At 44.1% G+C, this 17,631-nt stretch carries 12 protein-coding genes and 1 pseudogene; 10 read left to right on the forward strand and 3 right to left on the reverse strand.

What is annotated here, in order from left to right; all coding sequences use genetic code 11:
* The first annotated feature begins 107 nt into the window (after positions 1-107).
* Positions 108-2,699 carry a bifunctional acetaldehyde-CoA/alcohol dehydrogenase gene (gene adhE, locus IGK14_RS02245; RefSeq protein ID WP_010748754.1) on the forward strand — a complete coding sequence of 864 codons (2,592 nt, stop codon included), beginning with the start codon at positions 108-110 and terminating at the stop codon, positions 2,697-2,699.
* A gap of 243 nt (positions 2,700-2,942) precedes the next feature.
* Here adhE and arfA read toward each other — a convergent pair whose 3' ends face one another.
* On the reverse strand, positions 2,943-4,475 hold the full coding sequence (gene arfA / locus IGK14_RS02250) for an arabinosylfuranosidase ArfA (protein ID WP_010748755.1): 1,533 nt from the start codon (positions 4,473-4,475) through the stop codon (positions 2,943-2,945).
* A 101-nt stretch (positions 4,476-4,576) separates the two neighbouring features.
* On the opposite strand from arfA, the gene IGK14_RS02255 reads away from it, so the two are divergent.
* Both IGK14_RS02255 and IGK14_RS02260 read left to right on the forward strand, forming a co-directional pair.
* On the forward strand, positions 4,577-5,344 hold the full coding sequence (locus IGK14_RS02255) for an AraC family transcriptional regulator (protein ID WP_010748756.1): 768 nt from the start codon (positions 4,577-4,579) through the stop codon (positions 5,342-5,344).
* 91 nt (positions 5,345-5,435) lie between these two features.
* Positions 5,436-5,921, forward strand: coding sequence for a hypothetical protein (locus IGK14_RS02260; RefSeq protein ID WP_005227363.1), 486 nt, complete (start codon positions 5,436-5,438; stop codon positions 5,919-5,921).
* 244 nt (positions 5,922-6,165) lie between these two features.
* Here IGK14_RS02260 and IGK14_RS02265 read toward each other — a convergent pair.
* Positions 6,166-8,001: pseudogene (locus IGK14_RS02265) on the reverse strand (DUF2264 domain-containing protein).
* Positions 8,002-8,170: 169 nt separating this feature from the next.
* Here IGK14_RS02265 and IGK14_RS02270 point away from each other — a divergent pair.
* A complete protein-coding gene (locus IGK14_RS02270) occupies positions 8,171-9,019 on the forward strand; it encodes a hypothetical protein (RefSeq protein ID WP_010748758.1) in 849 nt (282 codons plus the stop codon).
* Complete coding sequence (locus IGK14_RS02275) at positions 9,016-10,683, forward strand: heparinase II/III family protein (RefSeq protein ID WP_010748759.1); 1,668 nt, start codon at positions 9,016-9,018, stop codon at positions 10,681-10,683. The genes IGK14_RS02270 and IGK14_RS02275 overlap by 4 nt, the downstream gene beginning before the upstream one ends.
* 59 nt (positions 10,684-10,742) lie before the next feature.
* Here the strand turns inward: IGK14_RS02275 and IGK14_RS02280 are convergent, their stop codons facing one another.
* Entirely contained in the window at positions 10,743-11,786 is a 1,044-nt protein-coding gene (locus IGK14_RS02280) for a LacI family DNA-binding transcriptional regulator (protein ID WP_010748760.1), read from the reverse strand.
* Positions 11,787-11,963: 177 nt separating this feature from the next.
* Between IGK14_RS02280 and IGK14_RS02285 the strand changes: the two genes are divergently transcribed.
* The 5 genes from IGK14_RS02285 (at position 11,964) to IGK14_RS02305 (ending at position 17,631) form a co-directional block, all read left to right on the forward strand.
* Positions 11,964-12,386, forward strand: a complete 423-nt coding sequence (locus tag IGK14_RS02285) for a hypothetical protein (protein ID WP_010748761.1) — start codon at positions 11,964-11,966, stop codon at positions 12,384-12,386.
* Positions 12,349-14,190 carry a DUF2264 domain-containing protein gene (locus IGK14_RS02290; protein ID WP_010748762.1) on the forward strand — a complete coding sequence of 614 codons (1,842 nt, stop codon included), beginning with the start codon at positions 12,349-12,351 and terminating at the stop codon, positions 14,188-14,190. The genes IGK14_RS02285 and IGK14_RS02290 overlap by 38 nt, the downstream gene beginning before the upstream one ends.
* Positions 14,174-15,325 (forward strand): glycoside hydrolase family 88 protein, encoded by a 1,152-nt coding sequence (locus IGK14_RS02295; protein WP_016609652.1) that lies wholly within the window; start codon positions 14,174-14,176, stop codon positions 15,323-15,325. Before IGK14_RS02290 ends, IGK14_RS02295 begins: the two co-directional genes overlap by 17 nt.
* A gap of 45 nt (positions 15,326-15,370) precedes the next feature.
* On the forward strand, positions 15,371-16,642 hold the full coding sequence (locus tag IGK14_RS02300; RefSeq protein WP_086294521.1) for an ABC transporter substrate-binding protein: 1,272 nt from the start codon (positions 15,371-15,373) through the stop codon (positions 16,640-16,642).
* An 86-nt stretch (positions 16,643-16,728) separates the two neighbouring features.
* Entirely contained in the window at positions 16,729-17,631 is a 903-nt protein-coding gene (locus IGK14_RS02305) for a carbohydrate ABC transporter permease (RefSeq protein WP_154694148.1), read from the forward strand.

Genomic DNA, 17,631 nt, shown 5'->3' on the forward strand with positions numbered 1-17,631 from the left:
TGTGAAAAAAATCACAAAAACTATTTACAAACGAAAAAAGATGTTGTATGATCTGTATGTGAAGTAGTTAACAAACAAAACATGTTTAAAAACTAGGAGGACATACAATGGCTAAGACATTGGAAAAAGAAGTGACAATCGACGTACAAGCAATGATTGACGATTTAGCAACGAAGGCAAATGTGGCGTTAAAAGAAATGGAAAGCTTTGATCAAGAAAAAGTGGACCACATTGTTCATGAAATGGCAATGGCAGCATTAGACAAACATATGCCTTTAGCTAAAATGGCAGTAGAAGAAACTGGCCGTGGTATCTATGAAGATAAAGCGATCAAAAACATGTACGCTTCAGAATATATTTGGAACAGTATCAAACATGACAAAACAGTCGGCGTGATCAATGAAGACAAACAAAAAGGCTTGATCGAAATCGCTGAACCAGTTGGTGTCGTTTGTGGGGTAACACCAACAACTAACCCAACATCTACAACGATCTTTAAAGCAATGATCGCTTTGAAAACACGTAACCCGATCGTTTTTGCTTTCCACCCATCTGCACAAAAATGTTCAGCAGAAGCTGCACGTATCGTTCGTGATGCAGCCATCGCTGCTGGGGCACCTGAAAACTGTGTGCAATGGATCGAACATCCATCAATCGAAGCGACTGGCTTATTGATGAACCACCCAGGAATTGCGATCGTATTAGCAACTGGTGGCGCTGGCATGGTCAAAGCAGCATACTCAACTGGTAAACCTGCATTAGGTGTTGGACCAGGGAACGTACCTGCTTATATCGAAAAAACAGCGAAAGTGAAACGAGCAGTCAATGACTTGATCGTATCAAAAACCTTTGATAACGGAATGATCTGTGCCTCTGAACAAGCAGTGATCGTTGATAAAGAAGTCTATGCCTCTGTGAAAGCAGAATTTGAAGCACATCAAGTCTATGTTGTAAAAGCAAAAGAATTACAAAAACTTGAAGATGCCGTGATGAACGAAGGAAAATATGCCGTAAATCCAGCAATCGTTGGACATTCAGCAATGGAAATCGCGAAATTAGCAGGCATCAACGTACCAGAAGGAACAAAATTATTGATCGCTGAACTTGACGGTGTCGGTGCTGATTACCCACTATCAAGAGAAAAACTTTCTCCAGTTTTAGCAATGATCAAAGCAAACAACACAGAAGACGCGTTCGAAAAATGTGAAGCAATGCTTGATTTAGGCGGATTAGGCCATACAGCGGTGATCCACACTGAAAACGAAGACTTGCAATTAGCATTCGGCCTACGCATGAAAGCTTGCCGTATCTTAGTTAATACACCATCTGCAGAAGGTGGTATCGGAAATATCTACAACGAAATGATTCCATCATTGACACTTGGTTGTGGTTCATACGGGAAAAACTCTGTATCACGAAATGTTTCTGCTGTGAACTTGATCAACGTGAAAACTGTAGCGAAACGGAGAAATAATATGCAATGGTTTAAATTGCCACCAAAAATCTTCTTTGAAAAGAACTCTCTAATGTACTTGGAGAAAATGGAAAACGTTGAACGTGTCATGATCGTTTGTGACCCTGGTATGGTTCAATTCGGCTATTGCGATACGGTTCGTGAAGTACTTGCTCGTCGTAAAAATGACGTGAAAATCGAAGTCTTCTCTGACGTAGAACCAAACCCATCAACAAACACCGTTTACGCTGGAACAAAAATGATGGTTGATTTCAAACCAGATACAGTGATCGCCCTTGGTGGTGGATCAGCAATGGATGCTGCCAAAGGCATGTGGATGTTCTATGAGCACCCAGATACTTCATTTTTCGGCGCGAAACAAAAATTCTTAGATATCCGTAAACGGACATACAAGATCGACAAACCAGAAAAAACGCAATTCGTTTGTATCCCAACAACGTCTGGTACTGGTTCTGAAGTAACACCATTTGCGGTTATCACTGACAGTGAAACACACGTGAAGTACCCATTAGCTGATTACGCATTGACACCAGATGTTGCAATCGTTGACCCTCAATTCGTAATGTCAGTACCTGCTTCTGTTACAGCAGACACTGGAATGGACGTTTTGACTCATGCGATCGAATCTTATGTGTCAGTAATGGCATCTGATTACACTCGTGGATTGAGCTTACAAGCAATCAAGTTAGTCTTTGACTACTTAGAAAAATCAGTGAAAACACCTGATATGGAATCTCGCGAAAAAATGCATAATGCCTCAACAATGGCAGGTATGGCCTTCGCCAATGCATTCCTAGGTATTTGTCACTCAGTAGCCCACAAAATCGGTGGTGAATATGGTATTCCTCACGGACGTACAAATGCGATTCTTTTACCGCACATCATCCGTTACAATGCCAAAGACCCACAAAAACATGCAATGTTCCCTAAATATGACTTCTTCCGTGCCGATACAGATTACGCAGACATTGCGAAATTCTTAGGCCTTAAAGGCAAAACAACGGCTGAATTGGTTGAAGCATTGGCAACAGCTGTTTACGAATTAGGACAATCTGTGGGTATCGACATGAGCTTGAAAGCGCAAGGCGTCACTCAACAAACACTAGATACAACAGTTGATCGCATGGCTGAATTGGCTTATGAAGACCAATGTACAACAGCAAATCCAAAAGAACCACTAATCTCTGAATTGAAACAAATCATCGTTGATGCCTATAACGGCTAAACAATGAATCAAGAACACCCTGCGGTATCTTAGCTGCCGCAGGGTGTTCTTTTGTCGTCTCTTTTTTTGAAAAACAAGCTGGCAGTTGCCGCCTTTTTGCCCAGATCAGTTAAGAATGCGAAAAATAGCAAGTGAACAGGGGGGATCATAAAAAAGGAGTGGATTTCTCCACTCCGTAAAAGTCTCGCTTTTTCAGGATGTCACCAAGGCTGCTGCTTTTTTTTGCTTAAACAGATATACTCGTTACTTGCTGCCGTTTTTCTTCAAGCGTAGCATCTGGAAGCTTTGTTTTTCCAAGACGACACGCAAAATGCCGTCATTCAATTCCGCTGTTTTTCCATTGACTGGCACAACGTTGTTCGGGGTTGCTTCGGTATTGACGGCATGCAAGTCTGGATGGTGCAAGACTTGATGGGTAGCGATTTGCAATGAATCATATTGACGCAAGTCGCAAGTGAATTCATTGGCATCCTGCAAATCCTTATTTACTAAGAAAAAGGTCAAATAGTCATCTTCGTTTTCGATCGCAATGGCATCCACATAAGAAGCTTTTCCGTGGCTGCTATCGAAATCAGCCCCTCGAAGAATACTATGCAACACGTGACCGCGACCATAGTTGCTGATCATTTCATAGGGATAAAAAATCGTTTGTTTCCAAGCGGCAGTATCGGAAGTCATGATCGGTGCGATCACGTTGACCAGCTGTGCCATGCAGGCGATTTTAACGCGATCTGCGTGATGAAGCATCGTGATCATCATGCTTGCGACGAGTAACGCATCTTCAAAGTGATAGACGTCTTCTAATTGTGGTGGGTGTTGACTCCAAGGTTCAATTTTTTGATCCTGTTCATTTGAGTGATACCAGACGTTCCATTCGTCGAAGGAAATATTGATCGTCTTCTTGCTTCGGCGTTTGGCTTTCACTGCATCACAGATTGCTGCGACTTGACTGATGAACTGATCCATTGCGACATTGCTTGCTAGATAATCTTGGCTATCGCCGTTACGGTTGCCATAATATTGGTGCATGGAAATGTAGTCGACTTGATCGTAACAATGACTTAATACTGTATCTTCCCACATGCCAAAGGTCGGCATCGTGAGAGAAGAACTACCACAAGCGACGGTTTCGATCGTTGGGTCCACCAAACGCATCGCTTTGCCAGCTTCTTCTGCGAGCCGGCCATATTCATCGGCTGTCTTATGTCCTTCTTGCCAAGGACCGTCCATTTCATTGCCTAGACACCAAAGTTTGATGTCATGAGGATCGGCCACCCCATGGGCACGACGGAGGTCACTATAATAGCTGCCGCCTTTTAAATTGGTGTATTCGATCAAGTTTTTCGCTGCTTCGATTCCTCGTGTCCCAAGATTGATCGCCATCATCGGTGCCGTATTGACTTGTTTGGTCCAATCCATAAATTCGTTTAAGCCGAACTGATTGCTTTCGATTACCCGCCAGGCCAAATCGATTTTTGCTGGCCGTTGCTCTTTAGGGCCGACGCTATCTTCCCATTTATACCCAGAGACGAAATTGCCTCCTGGGTAACGGACGATCGGCACATTCAACTGCTTGATCAAGGCAGCGACATCTTGACGAAAGCCTTGCTCATCGGCAAAAGGACTTTCTGGTTGATAGATCCCTTCGTACACACAGCGCCCTAAGTGCTCCACAAAAGAGCCGTAGATCCGTTCGTCGACTGGTGCCAAAATAAAGTGTTTGTCTAAATACATCGTAGTTTTCTTCAATTTTGCAACCCCTTTCTTTTCTTTCATTGTAGCGATAGTCCATGAAAATAAACACTACATTCTGTCTTATTCTATTGACGTTTTGTCCGTTTTCTTTATACTAAAGACAAGTAGGAAGGAGTGAGAAGTTGAACGTAACCTATTCAGGATTTCAAATGCACAATGCTGTTTCCGATCATATTTATCGCCCCTCTGGCTTAAAGCATTATCTTTTCGTGTTGACGTTGTCTCCAATGGTTTTCACTTTTGAAGATGGTCATCAAGAAACTAGTGAAAAAGGTAGCTGCATTCTTTTTCCTCCAACCGTCTATCAAGATTATCGTGGCAAAGAAGATTTTTTTAATAGCTTTGTTGAGTTTCAAACGGATCAGGTGATCGAAGAAACCTATGCGATCCCTTGTAATCAACTGTTCCAGCCGAAAAATATTCAACAAATCAACAAATTGATCCAAAAGATCAATCATGAATCCTTGTTGCCACAACGGCACACGGAAGAATTGATCGCGGCGTATATGACAAACCTATTGGTCTTACTTGAACGCAATTTTGAAGAAAGCATCCCGCAACCACAAAACGAACACTATCAACTGTTTCAAGCGATGCGGTTGAAAATGTTAGTCAATTGCGAACAGCAATGGGATTTTTACCAGTTTAGCCGAGAGCTTTCCATCGGTAAAAGCCAATTCTATAAGCTCTATCAACAATTTTTTCATACCACGCCCAAAGAAGATTTATTGCAAGCTCGGTTTCAAAAGTTTTTTTATTTACGCAGCAACGAAACACTAACGATTCGAGAGGCGGCGTTTCAATCTGGGTTCCAAAACATCAACCATTTTAATCGGCTCTTTGCGAAGCGCTATGGCTGCGCACCGTCAAAGTACCAACAGGAGCAATAGGCAGGTCTGATCGGTAAAAACGCAGAAAAAAGTCCGACGAATTCTTGACGGATGAAAGAGAAAACGGGACAATGTCATTAGGAGGTGGCGTATGGATACAGAAACGATCGTAAGCGAACTTTCTAAACGTTCAAGTGAAATGGAAGCGCTACAAAGAAAATTGAGTCAAAGCCAATTAATGAATAATGAAGCGGCACAAACGTTCATTTTTGACTTAAAGGATTATTTAGATAGCTTAAAGCTCGTAACAGATTTAGTACCGTCAGCGGCAACTACAACAGTGGAAGTTGACCAGTTGTCGTACGTCTTAGGTGAACAAAATCAAAGCATCCAGCAGCTGCTGGTTATTTTGGAAGAAGCCGAAGCAAATGACGACCAGCGCTTTTTCGGCAAAAGTGCGGGAGAAGTGCGGCGGATGATTGGCAGTCTGTCTGGGATCCTGGAACTAAACGGTCTGTTGCTGCAAGACAATCGTGGCTTTCAGCAAGTCGTGAAGGAAACTGGACCGCTTCAGGTGACTGAAACAAAGGAAGTCCCTGAGAAAAAAGGGTTTCTCCAAAAGCTTTTTGGGAAATAAGCACTGATCGTCGATCAAAACATGAATCACTTGTACCAAAAAAACGGCACTTCACAATACGTGAAGCACCGTTTTGTGGTACAAGTATTTTTTTGCTTTTTGCCAATAGAGACGGAGGGATCAGAAGGTACCGATGCTGAAACCTTAGACTGAAATCGAACTTCTGGGGGGACATTCTTCAATCCCGTAAATCAGAAAGGTGTTTTCGGTAGCTTTTCTACTAGCATTTGCCAGTAATTTTTTGCTAGTAGCTAAGCTGAATGGTTTTTCTCTGATCCCCTTGGCTCATTGCTACTTTGTCCGCTGTGATAGTGACATCAAAGGGTGGGATTTGATCAGAAAAGGCATTGCCTAAACACGCAACGAGCCATTCCTGTTGTCCGGCGAGAACGGTTTTGCTTATTTGAGGGATGACTGTTCGACTATAAAGTAGATTCGTGTTGGGTTCTGGCATCAAGAGGGTACCTTCTTGATGCGTCGGGAAGCTTTTGATACCGACACAGCCAACCGAGCTTTGATAAAAGGTGCCTTCTTTGCTAGAAAGCGCAGCACCATCAGCTGGTGCTGCAAAGCTGCCATTGACCAGTTGCAACTTTCGATCCGTTTAAATCCGATGGTAACGTAGATGCCAAGGATACATCGGAATCACAAAGGTTTCGATGACGACCTGCTCGTAGGGGCGCCAGCGACTATAGACGTAGTCATCTTCAATCGCAAAGGCTTCGTAACCAAAAGCTGTTTTAAAATCCGTCTGCCCCTCTGAGATCGCCAATGTATTATCATAGGCACCTTGTTTCAATAAAACGGTTGCTTTCGGTACGCTAAACCCAAACGTTGTCGAATAGACAAACTTTTCGTATTTGGCATTGCCGTGAGCATGTTCGTGGGAATGTTGCCCCGCAGTGAAAGCTTGCAATTCTGTGCCTTCTTGGTTATGCACCAAAAGCATCCGACTATGCGGATTGCGCACCGGTGTGGCAAAGGTTGGCATCTGCTCCTCAAGCGTCCAAAATTCAGCATCCGCTGGGATGGCCAATACACAGAAATTTTTGAAAGCCCAATAAGGCGATCCTGGTGCGTTATAGCCTTCAGCCATATTTAGGTTGGGGTAGGCATAGCCAATACTTAAAAAGCCTTCTTGCGTAAAGATTGGTTGGCGAAACCAGTAACGCATGTTTTGTAACAGTAAATATTTTCCTTCATTTTTTGTGAAGCCTTCATATTCTATATCGGCGAAAGCACCGACAGCAAAGAAACTTGATTGCGCAAACCGATACGTTAGACTACGACCAAAAGGCAATGCCGCACCGGTTTTCGTGAACCACTGTTTAAAGGATTGCGCAAACGTAGCGGCTCTTTGACGGTAGCTAAACTGATACGGGCATTGGGAACGACAAGTAAGAACACTGTAAAGGAGTCCGTAGTATTGCATCCCAAAAGGAATATAATAGTCGATTTGGTTTTCATAGCCATCAAAATACCAGCCGTCTGCTAAGTAATACCTCTCGATCTCTTCTTGATCAGCCAAAAGGGTGGTTTCTACAAAAGGCAATGCTGCCATTTCAAAGAAGGTATTAACTAAAATCCGAAAGAAGAGCCAATTGGTTTTAGGGATGGTGTGCTGATTGATCTGATTGAGCCAATCAAAGAGATTTGTTTGCTCTCTTGGTGTGAGGAGATCCCAAAAGATGGGTTTGGTAAAAATCAAATAGCTAGCAAGGGCACCCATTTCCACAAACAATTGGTCGTAGTCATGCAGTTTTCCCCAGTACTCCTGAGAGGTCGGGGTGGTGCCTGCAACGATCCCGGCATTGGCTTGTTGAAAAAGTTTTGGGTAACGAAGGCACGCTTCTTCTTGGCTGAACAATGGGCCTAATCCCCAGAGTGTCCGTAAAAAGCCTTCGATGTCACTCTTTTCCTGAGTGTACACCGCTCCTGAATTTCCTAGGTGGACCCTCCCGGGAGTTCCTTGTTGTGCCATACATTCGTATACGGGAGTGACCAGATCAACAAGGGCCTCTTCTAGATCGGTTTTGGTTCGAAGAGGGTTCTTACTTAATGCTTCTTGGAAGTTTCTCATGCAAACAGCTCCTTTTATTTGTTATTTTACTTTATTTAGTAAAATAAAGAAATGGAAACTGTTGCATTTCTCGATTTTAAGTAAAAAAATAGTAAAAAATCGCTGGAAACAGTTACATTTTTTTGTCGACATCGCTATAATGGAGAAAATATGAGAGGAGCTACATGCAATGACCCAGATTTCCTTAACGATTTATGACCAAAAGCATCAAGTAAAAAAAGGCAAACGAACACCTGAAAGTGAACCTACCCTTCTTCAAGCGACGGCGGAAGACTTTGTCACGTTGGCATCCCAAGAGTATTGTTACGAGGACGGAGATAAAATCGTTGTCTCGCTCTCACGCAGTGGACAATTTGTGTGGGTCACACTCGATGAAACGCTGGCGACTACTTTGGTGTACATCAAAGGCAACGAGTGGATCTACCCCGTACATCTTAGTGAAAATGCCAAAGAAGCCGCGCCAGAAGGCCGTTTTGCTGGGAAAAGCCATTATTTGAGTGTGCGGGTAGCAACAAAAGAAGAACTAGCGGCTTACCGCAACGTCGCCTTAAACCCTCATGATCAAAAAGAATTCTTAGGTGCCTATCCGCATGCCCATGCCAATGTTGAAACAAGAGATGATGCGACGTTTTTCGCTTGTAACGCCATTGATGGCATTTTTGCCAATACGTCTCATGGCAATTATCCCTATGGCTCATGGGGGATCAATCAACAAGCAGATGCCGCTTTGACGATCGACTTTGGTCATGAGGTCCGCATCGACCAATGTGCGCTTACGTTACGGGCGGATTTTCCCCATGATAGCTATTGGCAACAAGTCACGTTGGCGTTTTCCGATGGGAGTCAAGAAATCTTGCAGACGGTCAAAAGCAGCCAGCCTCAACGGTTTTCTTTCCAGCCGCGAACGGTCACTTGGGTGAAATTGCATGAGCTGATCCAAAATGACGATCCCTCACCATTTCCAGCGTTGACCCAAATCGAAGTCTTCGGACGCTCCATTCAGGAGGAAAACGCGTGAATCCAGCAGATGTAAAAGAAGAAATTTTACAGGCGGCACAGGCTTATCTTGACACTGGTGAGATTCCCTATTTGCCTTATCAAGGCTATCAAGAGTATCTCGAATCGGGGAATCGTGTTGTCTTCGAATCCCATTATTTTGCCCGCCGACGGATGTTGGTGGTTTTAGGACTTGCTTATGAAATGGAGCGTAAGGCAGCGATCAAAGTGCTGCTGGAGCAAGTGATTTGGGAAATCTGCAATGAATATACATGGTGTCTGCCAGCGCATCTGCCGATTGTCGATGGCCAGTTTTCTTCGCAAGCGCGCCACACAGTCGATCTTTTTGCAGCTGAAACTGGGCAATCCTTAGCGGAATTGTTTATGCTGATTGGGGGAGACCTTTCACCAGTTATCACAGAACGAGTGTTGTATGAGATCGATCAACGGCTTTTTTTACCCTTCGAGGAGCAAACCTGGGAGTGGGAGACAAAAGAGAACAATTGGTCCGCAGTTATTGGTGGCTGTCTTGGAATGACGGCGCTCTATGTATTGCCGAAAAAAAGCGAGCGACAATTGCGGATGATCAAACGATTGGATACTGCAATGCAAAGCTATCTCAACAGCTTTGGCGAAGATGGGGCTTGTGTAGAAGGCGTCGGTTACTGGGCGTATGGGTTTGGTTATTTTCTGTATTATGCGCAATTGTTGGCAGAAGTATTGCAAGAAGATACCTACCTAAAACAGCCTAAAACCAGAAAAATTGCCGCTTTTCCTTATTACACGATGATTTCTCCAGGGCATTACATTCCTTTTTCTGATTATTCGGCGATCGAACTGCCTAGTGGCTTGGTCAGTTATTGCTACGAGCATTTAGGCGTGGCGGTTCCCCAATTATCGGGGGTCAGTCCGTTAGATTTTGATCCTTGCTACCGGTTTGCCCACAGCTATCGAAATTTGTATTGGCATAACGAAGCGATCACACGAGAAACGAATGCCTCGCTTCATCACTATTTTGAACAAGCGCAGTGGTTCATGGCAAAAGATGTGCAGCAGAATCTTTTTTTTGCTGCCAAAGGGGGGAGCAATCAAGAAAGCCACAATCATCTCGATGTCGGTCATTTTGTCTTAGGAACGACAGAGGAGTTGTTTCTGACGGACCTTGGTGCAGGGGAGTACACCAAAGAGTATTTTGACGAGAACACGCGCTATCACTACTTTCCCGCAGCCGCAATCAGTCATTCGCTGCCAATCATCAACCAGCACACCCAACGCCCAACAGCCGAGGAAGCAACGGTGCTGCAGGTTAATGACCAGCAATTTGACTTAGACCTCAGTGCGTTCTATCCGAAAGCAGCGGTCACTGAATACCAGCGGCGCTTCGTTGTCTCGCAACAACAAGTAACGATCGAAGACCATTTTGTCTTTGACGAGCACCAACCAAAGAATCTTGTGGTGGAAAACTTTATTACGAACATACCACCAATGGTGCAAGATAAGACCGTTCAACTAATGACAAAAAAAGCACGCTGTGTTCTTGGTTTTACCAGTGATAAGATCCAAATACAGCCAGTCACTTATCAAGACCACCATGGTGTACAGGCACAAGCGTATTTGATCCAAGCCGAACACGCGCTTGAGCAGACAGGAGAAATCAAAACGACCATTAAAATAAAAAAAGGCTGAGAAGGATGCGGTGCTTCCTTGCAATGACGTTGATCAATGCAAGAAGACACCGCAGCTTCTCAGCCTTCTTTTGGTTTTGCGGTAGATTGACGAATCACCAGCTGTGTACTTAAAAAGATGCGTCTGGCGATCCCAGGATTTTCGATGCGGTTATAGAGTAGCTCTAACCCCGTTTCACCCATCTCTTCAGTAAATGCTTGGACTGAAGAAAGGGGTGGAGAGACATAGCGGGACACCGAAATATCGTTGATGCCCATAACACTGATGTCTTCAGGAATCTTGATTCCATGAGCCGTTAACGTATGGATGACCCCGATCGCAAAGGCATCATTGGCTGCCAAAATCGCAGTCGGCAAGCGGTCTTGCCACAAAGCCAAAGCCTGCTCCGTTAATTCTTCCCCCGTTTGGACATCCAACCGACTATTTTCTTTCACGATGAAATAATCCTCATCAAACAGCTGATAATGCTGCATCATATCGACATAGGTGTTGACCGTTGGCGTTTTGTACCGCCGATACCCATACATATTTTGACTTTCCTCGGCGCCGATAAAGGCGATTTTTTGATGACCAAGTCCCATCAAGTGAGAAAGAGCCAACTCCGTTGCTTGCGTAAAATCGGTATTGACAGAGTCGTAGTCATCCAGCGGAAAGTTACTGCCAATCACACAGAGGTTGGGGTGTAGCTCATGGAGTTTCTTGACCCGCTCTTCTGTAAACTTGCCGATTGCCAGTAAGCCGTCGACGGAATGGATCACTGACTCATCAAGGTTGGAGATTTTTAACAGATCACAACCCAGTTCGGCGGCGCGTTTTTCCACACCCAAACGAATCGACATATAGTAAATGTCTTCTAATTCTTCATCATCCATCCGCCACTGAACGATCCCGATCGATTTGTTGTGTTTTTTTGGTACATCCACTGGTAGTTCACGCTGCTTTTGCTTGTTTTTGTATTTCGTATAATTTAGTTTTTCAGCTGCCTCGAAAATCTTTCGTTTGGTTTCTTCGGTCACTGAAAGACTAGGATCGTAGTTCAGAACCCGTGATACGGTTGATATTGATACCTCAGCTATGGTCGCTATGTCGGTAATCGTAGCCATAGAATCCCTCCTCCAATGCTTCTCCTCTTCAGTATATTTCTTTTTAGTAAAAAAACCAAGAGAGAAATTACCCTCAAGTAAAAATTTTACTTTTTTTAGGAAAAACTATTGATTATTTTCCTAAAAAAAAGTATGATTTGAAATGAAGAAAGCGTTTTAAAAATGAGGGTGGCATGAATGAAGTGGATTAATTCGTTATTTATCCTGGGTCTACTTATGGGGTTGACTGCTTGTTCTCCAAATGAAGCAACGCAGACGCAAGCATTTTCCCAAAGCAGCGAAAAGCAATTAAAAGAACGAGCGCTTTGTTATTCTGACGAAGATTTTTCGCAAGGTGTCGTCCCGTTGCATGAATTCGTGAAGCTATCTGGCACCATCGTAAAGAGTGATGCGAAAACAGCAGACATTGAGAAAGGGGATCGATTTATTCTAGAAACAGTGGCTGGACAGTACCAAGTATTCAATGAACAAAGTCAACAACTGAAACTGCAAGATGTGGTGACGGTCTACGGAGAATATTATGGTTTTATTAAAGCGACATTGATTGAAAGGAAGGATGCGGATGCAATCACAGAAGCTGCAGCAATTGAAAAAGAATAAATTTGAAAGTTATGAAGATGTAGCAGCCGGCTTCAAAACGATCATGGATCAACTCAAACCCGCTTTTGCAAGCAGTCGTCCCGGTCATTTGGCTTTAGGCAGCCATGGGACTGTCTATGAGAAAGAGGTACAGGAACTTGAAGCGTTCTTGCGACCGCTTTGGGGACTCGCGCCTTATCTAACCCAGCAAGAAGATTCATTCATGGAAACCTATCTCTCAGGAATTATTGCTAGTACAGATCCAGAGAGTCCCGATTATTGGGGTGTTGTGGAAGACTTCGACCAACGAATCGTGGAAATGGCTTCGCTAAGTACCTTTTTATTATTAAACAAGGAAAAAACGTGGGATGTTTTCTCCCAACGCCAAAAAGATAATCTCCATGCGTGGCTGATCCAAGTCAATCAACGAGAAATTCCCGCAAACAATTGGCATTTCTTTCGGGTTCTCGTCAATGTAGCCATGAAGCGTTGTGGCAGCAGCTTTTCCCAAGAAAAGATCGATGCTGACTTGGCATTGATCGAGACCTTTTATTTAGGGGAAGGATGGTACTGTGACGGAGTAGCCACTCAAATCGATTACTATGTATCTTTTGCGATCCACTACTATAGTCTTCTGTACTGTCGATTTGTCCCTGAGGATCTTGAAAGGGGAAGGAAGTTCAAACAACGAGCCACCGAGTTTGCTCAAACCTTCAAGCATTGGTTTGCAGCAGGTGGAGCTGCCGTTCCTTTTGGTCGAAGTTTGACGTATCGCTTTGCGCAAGTTTCTTTCTTCAGCGCATTGGTTTTTGCGGATGTTGAAGCATTGCCATGGGGAGAGATCAAAGGGTTGATCAGTCGTCACCTGCATCAGTGGATGCAGCAAGACATTTTTACTTCCGAAGGGATACTGACGGTCGGCTATTCGTACCAGAATCTGATCTTTGCCGAAGGCTACAATGCACCAGGTTCACCTTATTGGGCGTTAAAAATCTTTCTTTTGTTAGCGGTACCAAAGGAGCATCCCTATTGGCAAGCCACCCCAGCGCCATTAGTGATCACTGAAAGAACACTGGCTCATCCCATCAGTAAGAACTTTTATCAACACAATCAAGACTTGACCCATGCCTTGATGTTTCCTGCAGGACAATGTATCAACTATCAAAGTCATGCCAGCAGCAAATATAGCAAATTTGTCTACTCAACGACGTTTGGCAATAGCGTGCCCAAGAGCAATTATTGGTTTTATGAAGGAAATTATGACAACACATTGGCTTTATCAGAAGATGACCATTACTTTCGCACCAAAGGATTGGATCGCCAGTATCAGCTTTTACCTGATCGGATCATTCATGAATGGAATCCATGGGAAGACGTCCAGATAAAAACAACAATCATTCCACTGATAGGCAGTCACCTTCGCATTCATGAGATCAATTCTCAGCGCGCCCTTTCTTTCTATGAGGGTGGGTTTTCATCACCGAAAGAGGCAACTGCCATCACTGAAAAAACCGCAAGCAGCGCTGCGGTACGAACATCGATCGGCTATTCGAAAATCGAGGCGATCGCTGGCTATGAAACGAGCGATGTCATACGAACGGAGCCAAATACGAACCTCTTGTATCCTGCAACGTGGCTGCCGTATTTAACTGCTCAACGACAAGCAGGAAAGCACCTGTTCGTTTCCCTCGTCACCGGCTTGCTTCCACAAGAACAAGAACAAGCAGTGACCGTCGAAGTGACAACAAACAACATTACGATCAATCAATCCGGACATATGATCCAGGTTGAGCGAATAGGAGGAAAAAATGGAAACCAGCTATGACGTACAGCTATCACAATGGGTAGCCGAGCAAATCGACTTCACCGTTAATCAAGTAAGAAAGAATACTAAGACCTTTGACACGTTGGTCCCACCTGCAGCAAGTGAACAGCTTGTCTATCGACCAGAAGCCAACCATGATTGGACGGCGAGTTTTTGGACTGGCATGTTGTTTTTGAGTAAAGAACTGACGGGATCAACAGAATTTGATGAAACCATCGAAAAACAACTGCACTCTTTCCAAGAACGATTGGACCAAAGAATTGGACTAGAAACCCATGATATCGGGTTTTTGTATAGTTTGACTGCGATTGCCGACTATCGAGTGAACGGACGGGAATCTTCGAAAAAACTCGCGATTGCCGCCGCCGATCTATTGATGGCCCGTTACTCACCCAAAGCCCAGATCATTCAAGCGTGGGGCAATCTCGATGATCCGCAACAACGAGGGCGCATCATTATTGATTGCTTGATGAATTTGCCGCTATTGTATTTTGCTTCCCAAATGACGGGGGATGAATCCTACAAACAAGCAGCCTATGCTCATGCCAAGCAGACCCAGAAATACATCGTGCGAGACAACGCCACGACGTACCACACCTATTACTTCGACGTTGAAACTGGAGCGGCGATCGGCGGCAATACCCAACAAGGCTATGCCGATGATTCCTGCTGGGCGAGAGGGCAAGCGTGGGGAATCTACGGATTTACGCTGAGTTACCTTTACACCGGTGATACCAGTTTCTTGAAGACTGCTCAAGACCTTGCGGATTACTTTATTGCTGAATTACCGGCGGACAAGGTCAGTTATTGGGATTTAGTGTTTAACGATGGTAGTCAGGAAGAAAGGGATAGTTCGGCCGCCGCCATCGCAGTCTGTGGCTTGCTAGAACTGGCGAAACATTTACCGATCACGCAGCCAAACCAAGCCGCCTATCAGGAAAACGCCTTGGCGATCTTGGCGTCGTTAGCCCAAAACTATACAACGATCGACCATCCCGAATCAAACGGACTTTTGATGCATGGGGTTTATGACAAGAATTCCCTCAAAGGGGTCGATGAATGCATGATCTGGGGCGATTACTATTACATGGAAGCGCTGATGCGGGTGTCACAAAGTTGGTATTCCTATTGGTAGTTTTAGGGGCGACCCTTTAAAAAAATGTTTAATGGAGGAATGAACATGCACTTTTTGAAAAAAGGTTTATTAGCAGTAACGATGTTTGGGACAATCGCAGCCTTGGCAGCGTGTGGAGGCGGAGCGACAGATGATTCCGCTGCTTCTGAAGATGGCGACATCAAATTGACCGTAACCACTTGGAATTACGATACGACACCTGAATTCGAAAAACTATTCCGTGCCTTTGAAGAAGCGAATCCAGGCATTACCGTTGAACCTGTCGATATTGCTTCAGATGATTATGATACCAAGCTAACGACGATGCTCTCTTCAGGAGATACGACAGATATTTTGACCATGAAAAATTTACTTTCTTACTCTAATTATGCGTTGCGGGACCAATTGGTGGATCTCACCGACCATATCGGATCATTGGATATTGCCCCAGCGCAAGAAAGCTATGACATGTATGACGTAGAAGGCAAAACCTATGCACAACCGTATCGGACGGATTTTTGGGTCTTGTATTATAACAAAAAAATGTTCGATGAAGCAGGCTTAGACTACCCATCAAACATCACCTGGGACGAATATGAGGAGCTTGCCAAGCAGCTAACAAAACCAGACGAACAAATTTATGGTGCGTATCAACACACGTGGCGTTCCACTACCCAAGCGATTGCAGCTGCCCAAAATGGCGCCAACTTGATCGATCCTCAATACGACTATTTAGAAGAATATTATGATCGTGCATTGCGGATGCAAGACGAAAAGGCGCAAATGGACTTTGGGACAGCAAAATCAACGAAAGTTACGTATCAATCACAATTTGAAAATGAAAAAGCAGCCATGATGTACATGGGAACTTGGTATATGGGTGCATTGATGACCAATATCGACGATGGCAAGACAGATGTCGAGTGGGGCATTGCGGAAATGCCGCAAAATGAAAAAGGGGAAGTAACGACATTTGGTTCTCCGACTGCTTTTGCCATCAATAAAAATTCAAAACATCAAGAAGCTGCACAAAAATTCTTAGACTTTTGTTCTGGTGAAGAAGGCGCCAAAGTATTAGCAGAAGTCGGTGTCGTTCCTTCGTATAAGACTGACGCCATTGATGAACTTTATTTCTCCCGTGAAGGCATGCCTGCCGATGAAGTATCGAAAAAAGCCTTCAATCCAGAAACCGTCGCGATCGAGTTTCCTGTCGATGAAAATGGACCAGCGATCGACAAAATCTTGCAAGAAGAACATGACTTGATTCTTGTAGGGGATGAAACACCAAAAGAAGGCATTGCGAATATGGAAAAAAGGGTGAAATCTGAAACCGAATAGTCCTAACGAGAGAAGGGACTTGGGCAAAAAAGTTCCTTCTCTTTATTAATGAAAGGGGGCCTGCTGGCAAGCAGCAGGAGACAAATATGGAAATAACCTCAAAATCAAAAGCAGTCAATAAGTTGAAACGCAAAAATACGCTAACCGCGCTGTCTTTTATTGCACCAAACTTTATCGGCTTTTTCTTATTTACCTTAGTGCCCGTTGTGTTCTCATTGATTCTGGCTTTCATGGAATGGGATTCCTTTAGTTCGCCTGAATTTGTGGGAATGAAAAATTTCAGCAAAATGCTAGGGGACGACACCTTTTGGATCTCGTTAAAGAACACCTTTCTCTATACGATTGGCGTCGTTCCATTGACGTTAGTATGTTCCTTAGGCTTAGCAATTTTATTGAATAAAAAAGTACGTGGAATGAAGTTTTTCCGTACTGCCTTCTTCTTTCCTTATGTCACCTCGTTAGTTGCGATCGCTGTCGTGTGGAACATGTTGTTTCACCCAACGATGGGACCAATCAATCAGTTTTTGAAATTTTTTATTGAAAATCCTCCTGGTTGGACCTCCAGCTCTGATTGGGCTTTGACGGCGATCATCATAGTCAGCGTCTGGCGTGGCATGGGGTATTACATGATCTTATACTTGGCAGGGTTACAAAGTGTGCCAAAGGAATTGTATGAAGCGGCTTCGATCGATGGCGCCAACAAGTGGCAGCAGTTTCGCAACGTGACTTTGCCGTCCTTGCGACCAACGACCTTCTTTGTTTCGATCATGCTGGTCATCAACTGTTTCAAGATCTTCGATTTGGTCCAAGTCATGACTGCCGGCGGACCCGGTCGAGCCACCAATGTCTTGGTGTATCAAATTTACAACGAAGCGTTTGTGAAATTTAATTTTGGTTACGCATCTGCGATCGCCATGGTCTTGTTTGTGATCGTTTTGGGCATCACGGTGATCCAGTTTAAGTGGAACCAAAGACAAGAACGGGTGTAA

Origin of the sequence: Enterococcus sp. DIV0970a (assembly GCF_051711265.1) — a bacterium.
Taxonomy (GTDB): Bacteria; Bacillota; Bacilli; order Lactobacillales; family Enterococcaceae; genus Enterococcus_D; species Enterococcus_D casseliflavus.

What these genes read in the sequence shown, in the direction of transcription:
- IGK14_RS02305 (WP_154694148.1), top strand. Translation starts at nt 16,729, where the DNA reads ATGGAAATAACCTCAAAATCAAAAGCAGTCAATAAGTTGAAACGCAAA.
- IGK14_RS02295 (WP_016609652.1), top strand. Translation starts at nt 14,174, where the DNA reads ATGGAAACCAGCTATGACGTACAGCTATCACAATGGGTAGCCGAGCAA.
- IGK14_RS02280 (WP_010748760.1), bottom strand. Translation starts at nt 11,786, where the DNA reads ATGGCTACGATTACCGACATAGCGACCATAGCTGAGGTATCAATATCA.
- IGK14_RS02300 (WP_086294521.1), top strand. Translation starts at nt 15,371, where the DNA reads ATGCACTTTTTGAAAAAAGGTTTATTAGCAGTAACGATGTTTGGGACA.
- adhE (WP_010748754.1), top strand. Translation starts at nt 108, where the DNA reads ATGGCTAAGACATTGGAAAAAGAAGTGACAATCGACGTACAAGCAATG.
- IGK14_RS02270 (WP_010748758.1), top strand. Translation starts at nt 8,171, where the DNA reads ATGACCCAGATTTCCTTAACGATTTATGACCAAAAGCATCAAGTAAAA.
- IGK14_RS02290 (WP_010748762.1), top strand. Translation starts at nt 12,349, where the DNA reads ATGCAATCACAGAAGCTGCAGCAATTGAAAAAGAATAAATTTGAAAGT.
- IGK14_RS02260 (WP_005227363.1), top strand. Translation starts at nt 5,436, where the DNA reads ATGGATACAGAAACGATCGTAAGCGAACTTTCTAAACGTTCAAGTGAA.
- IGK14_RS02285 (WP_010748761.1), top strand. Translation starts at nt 11,964, where the DNA reads ATGAAGTGGATTAATTCGTTATTTATCCTGGGTCTACTTATGGGGTTG.
- arfA (WP_010748755.1), bottom strand. Translation starts at nt 4,475, where the DNA reads ATGAAAGAAAAGAAAGGGGTTGCAAAATTGAAGAAAACTACGATGTAT.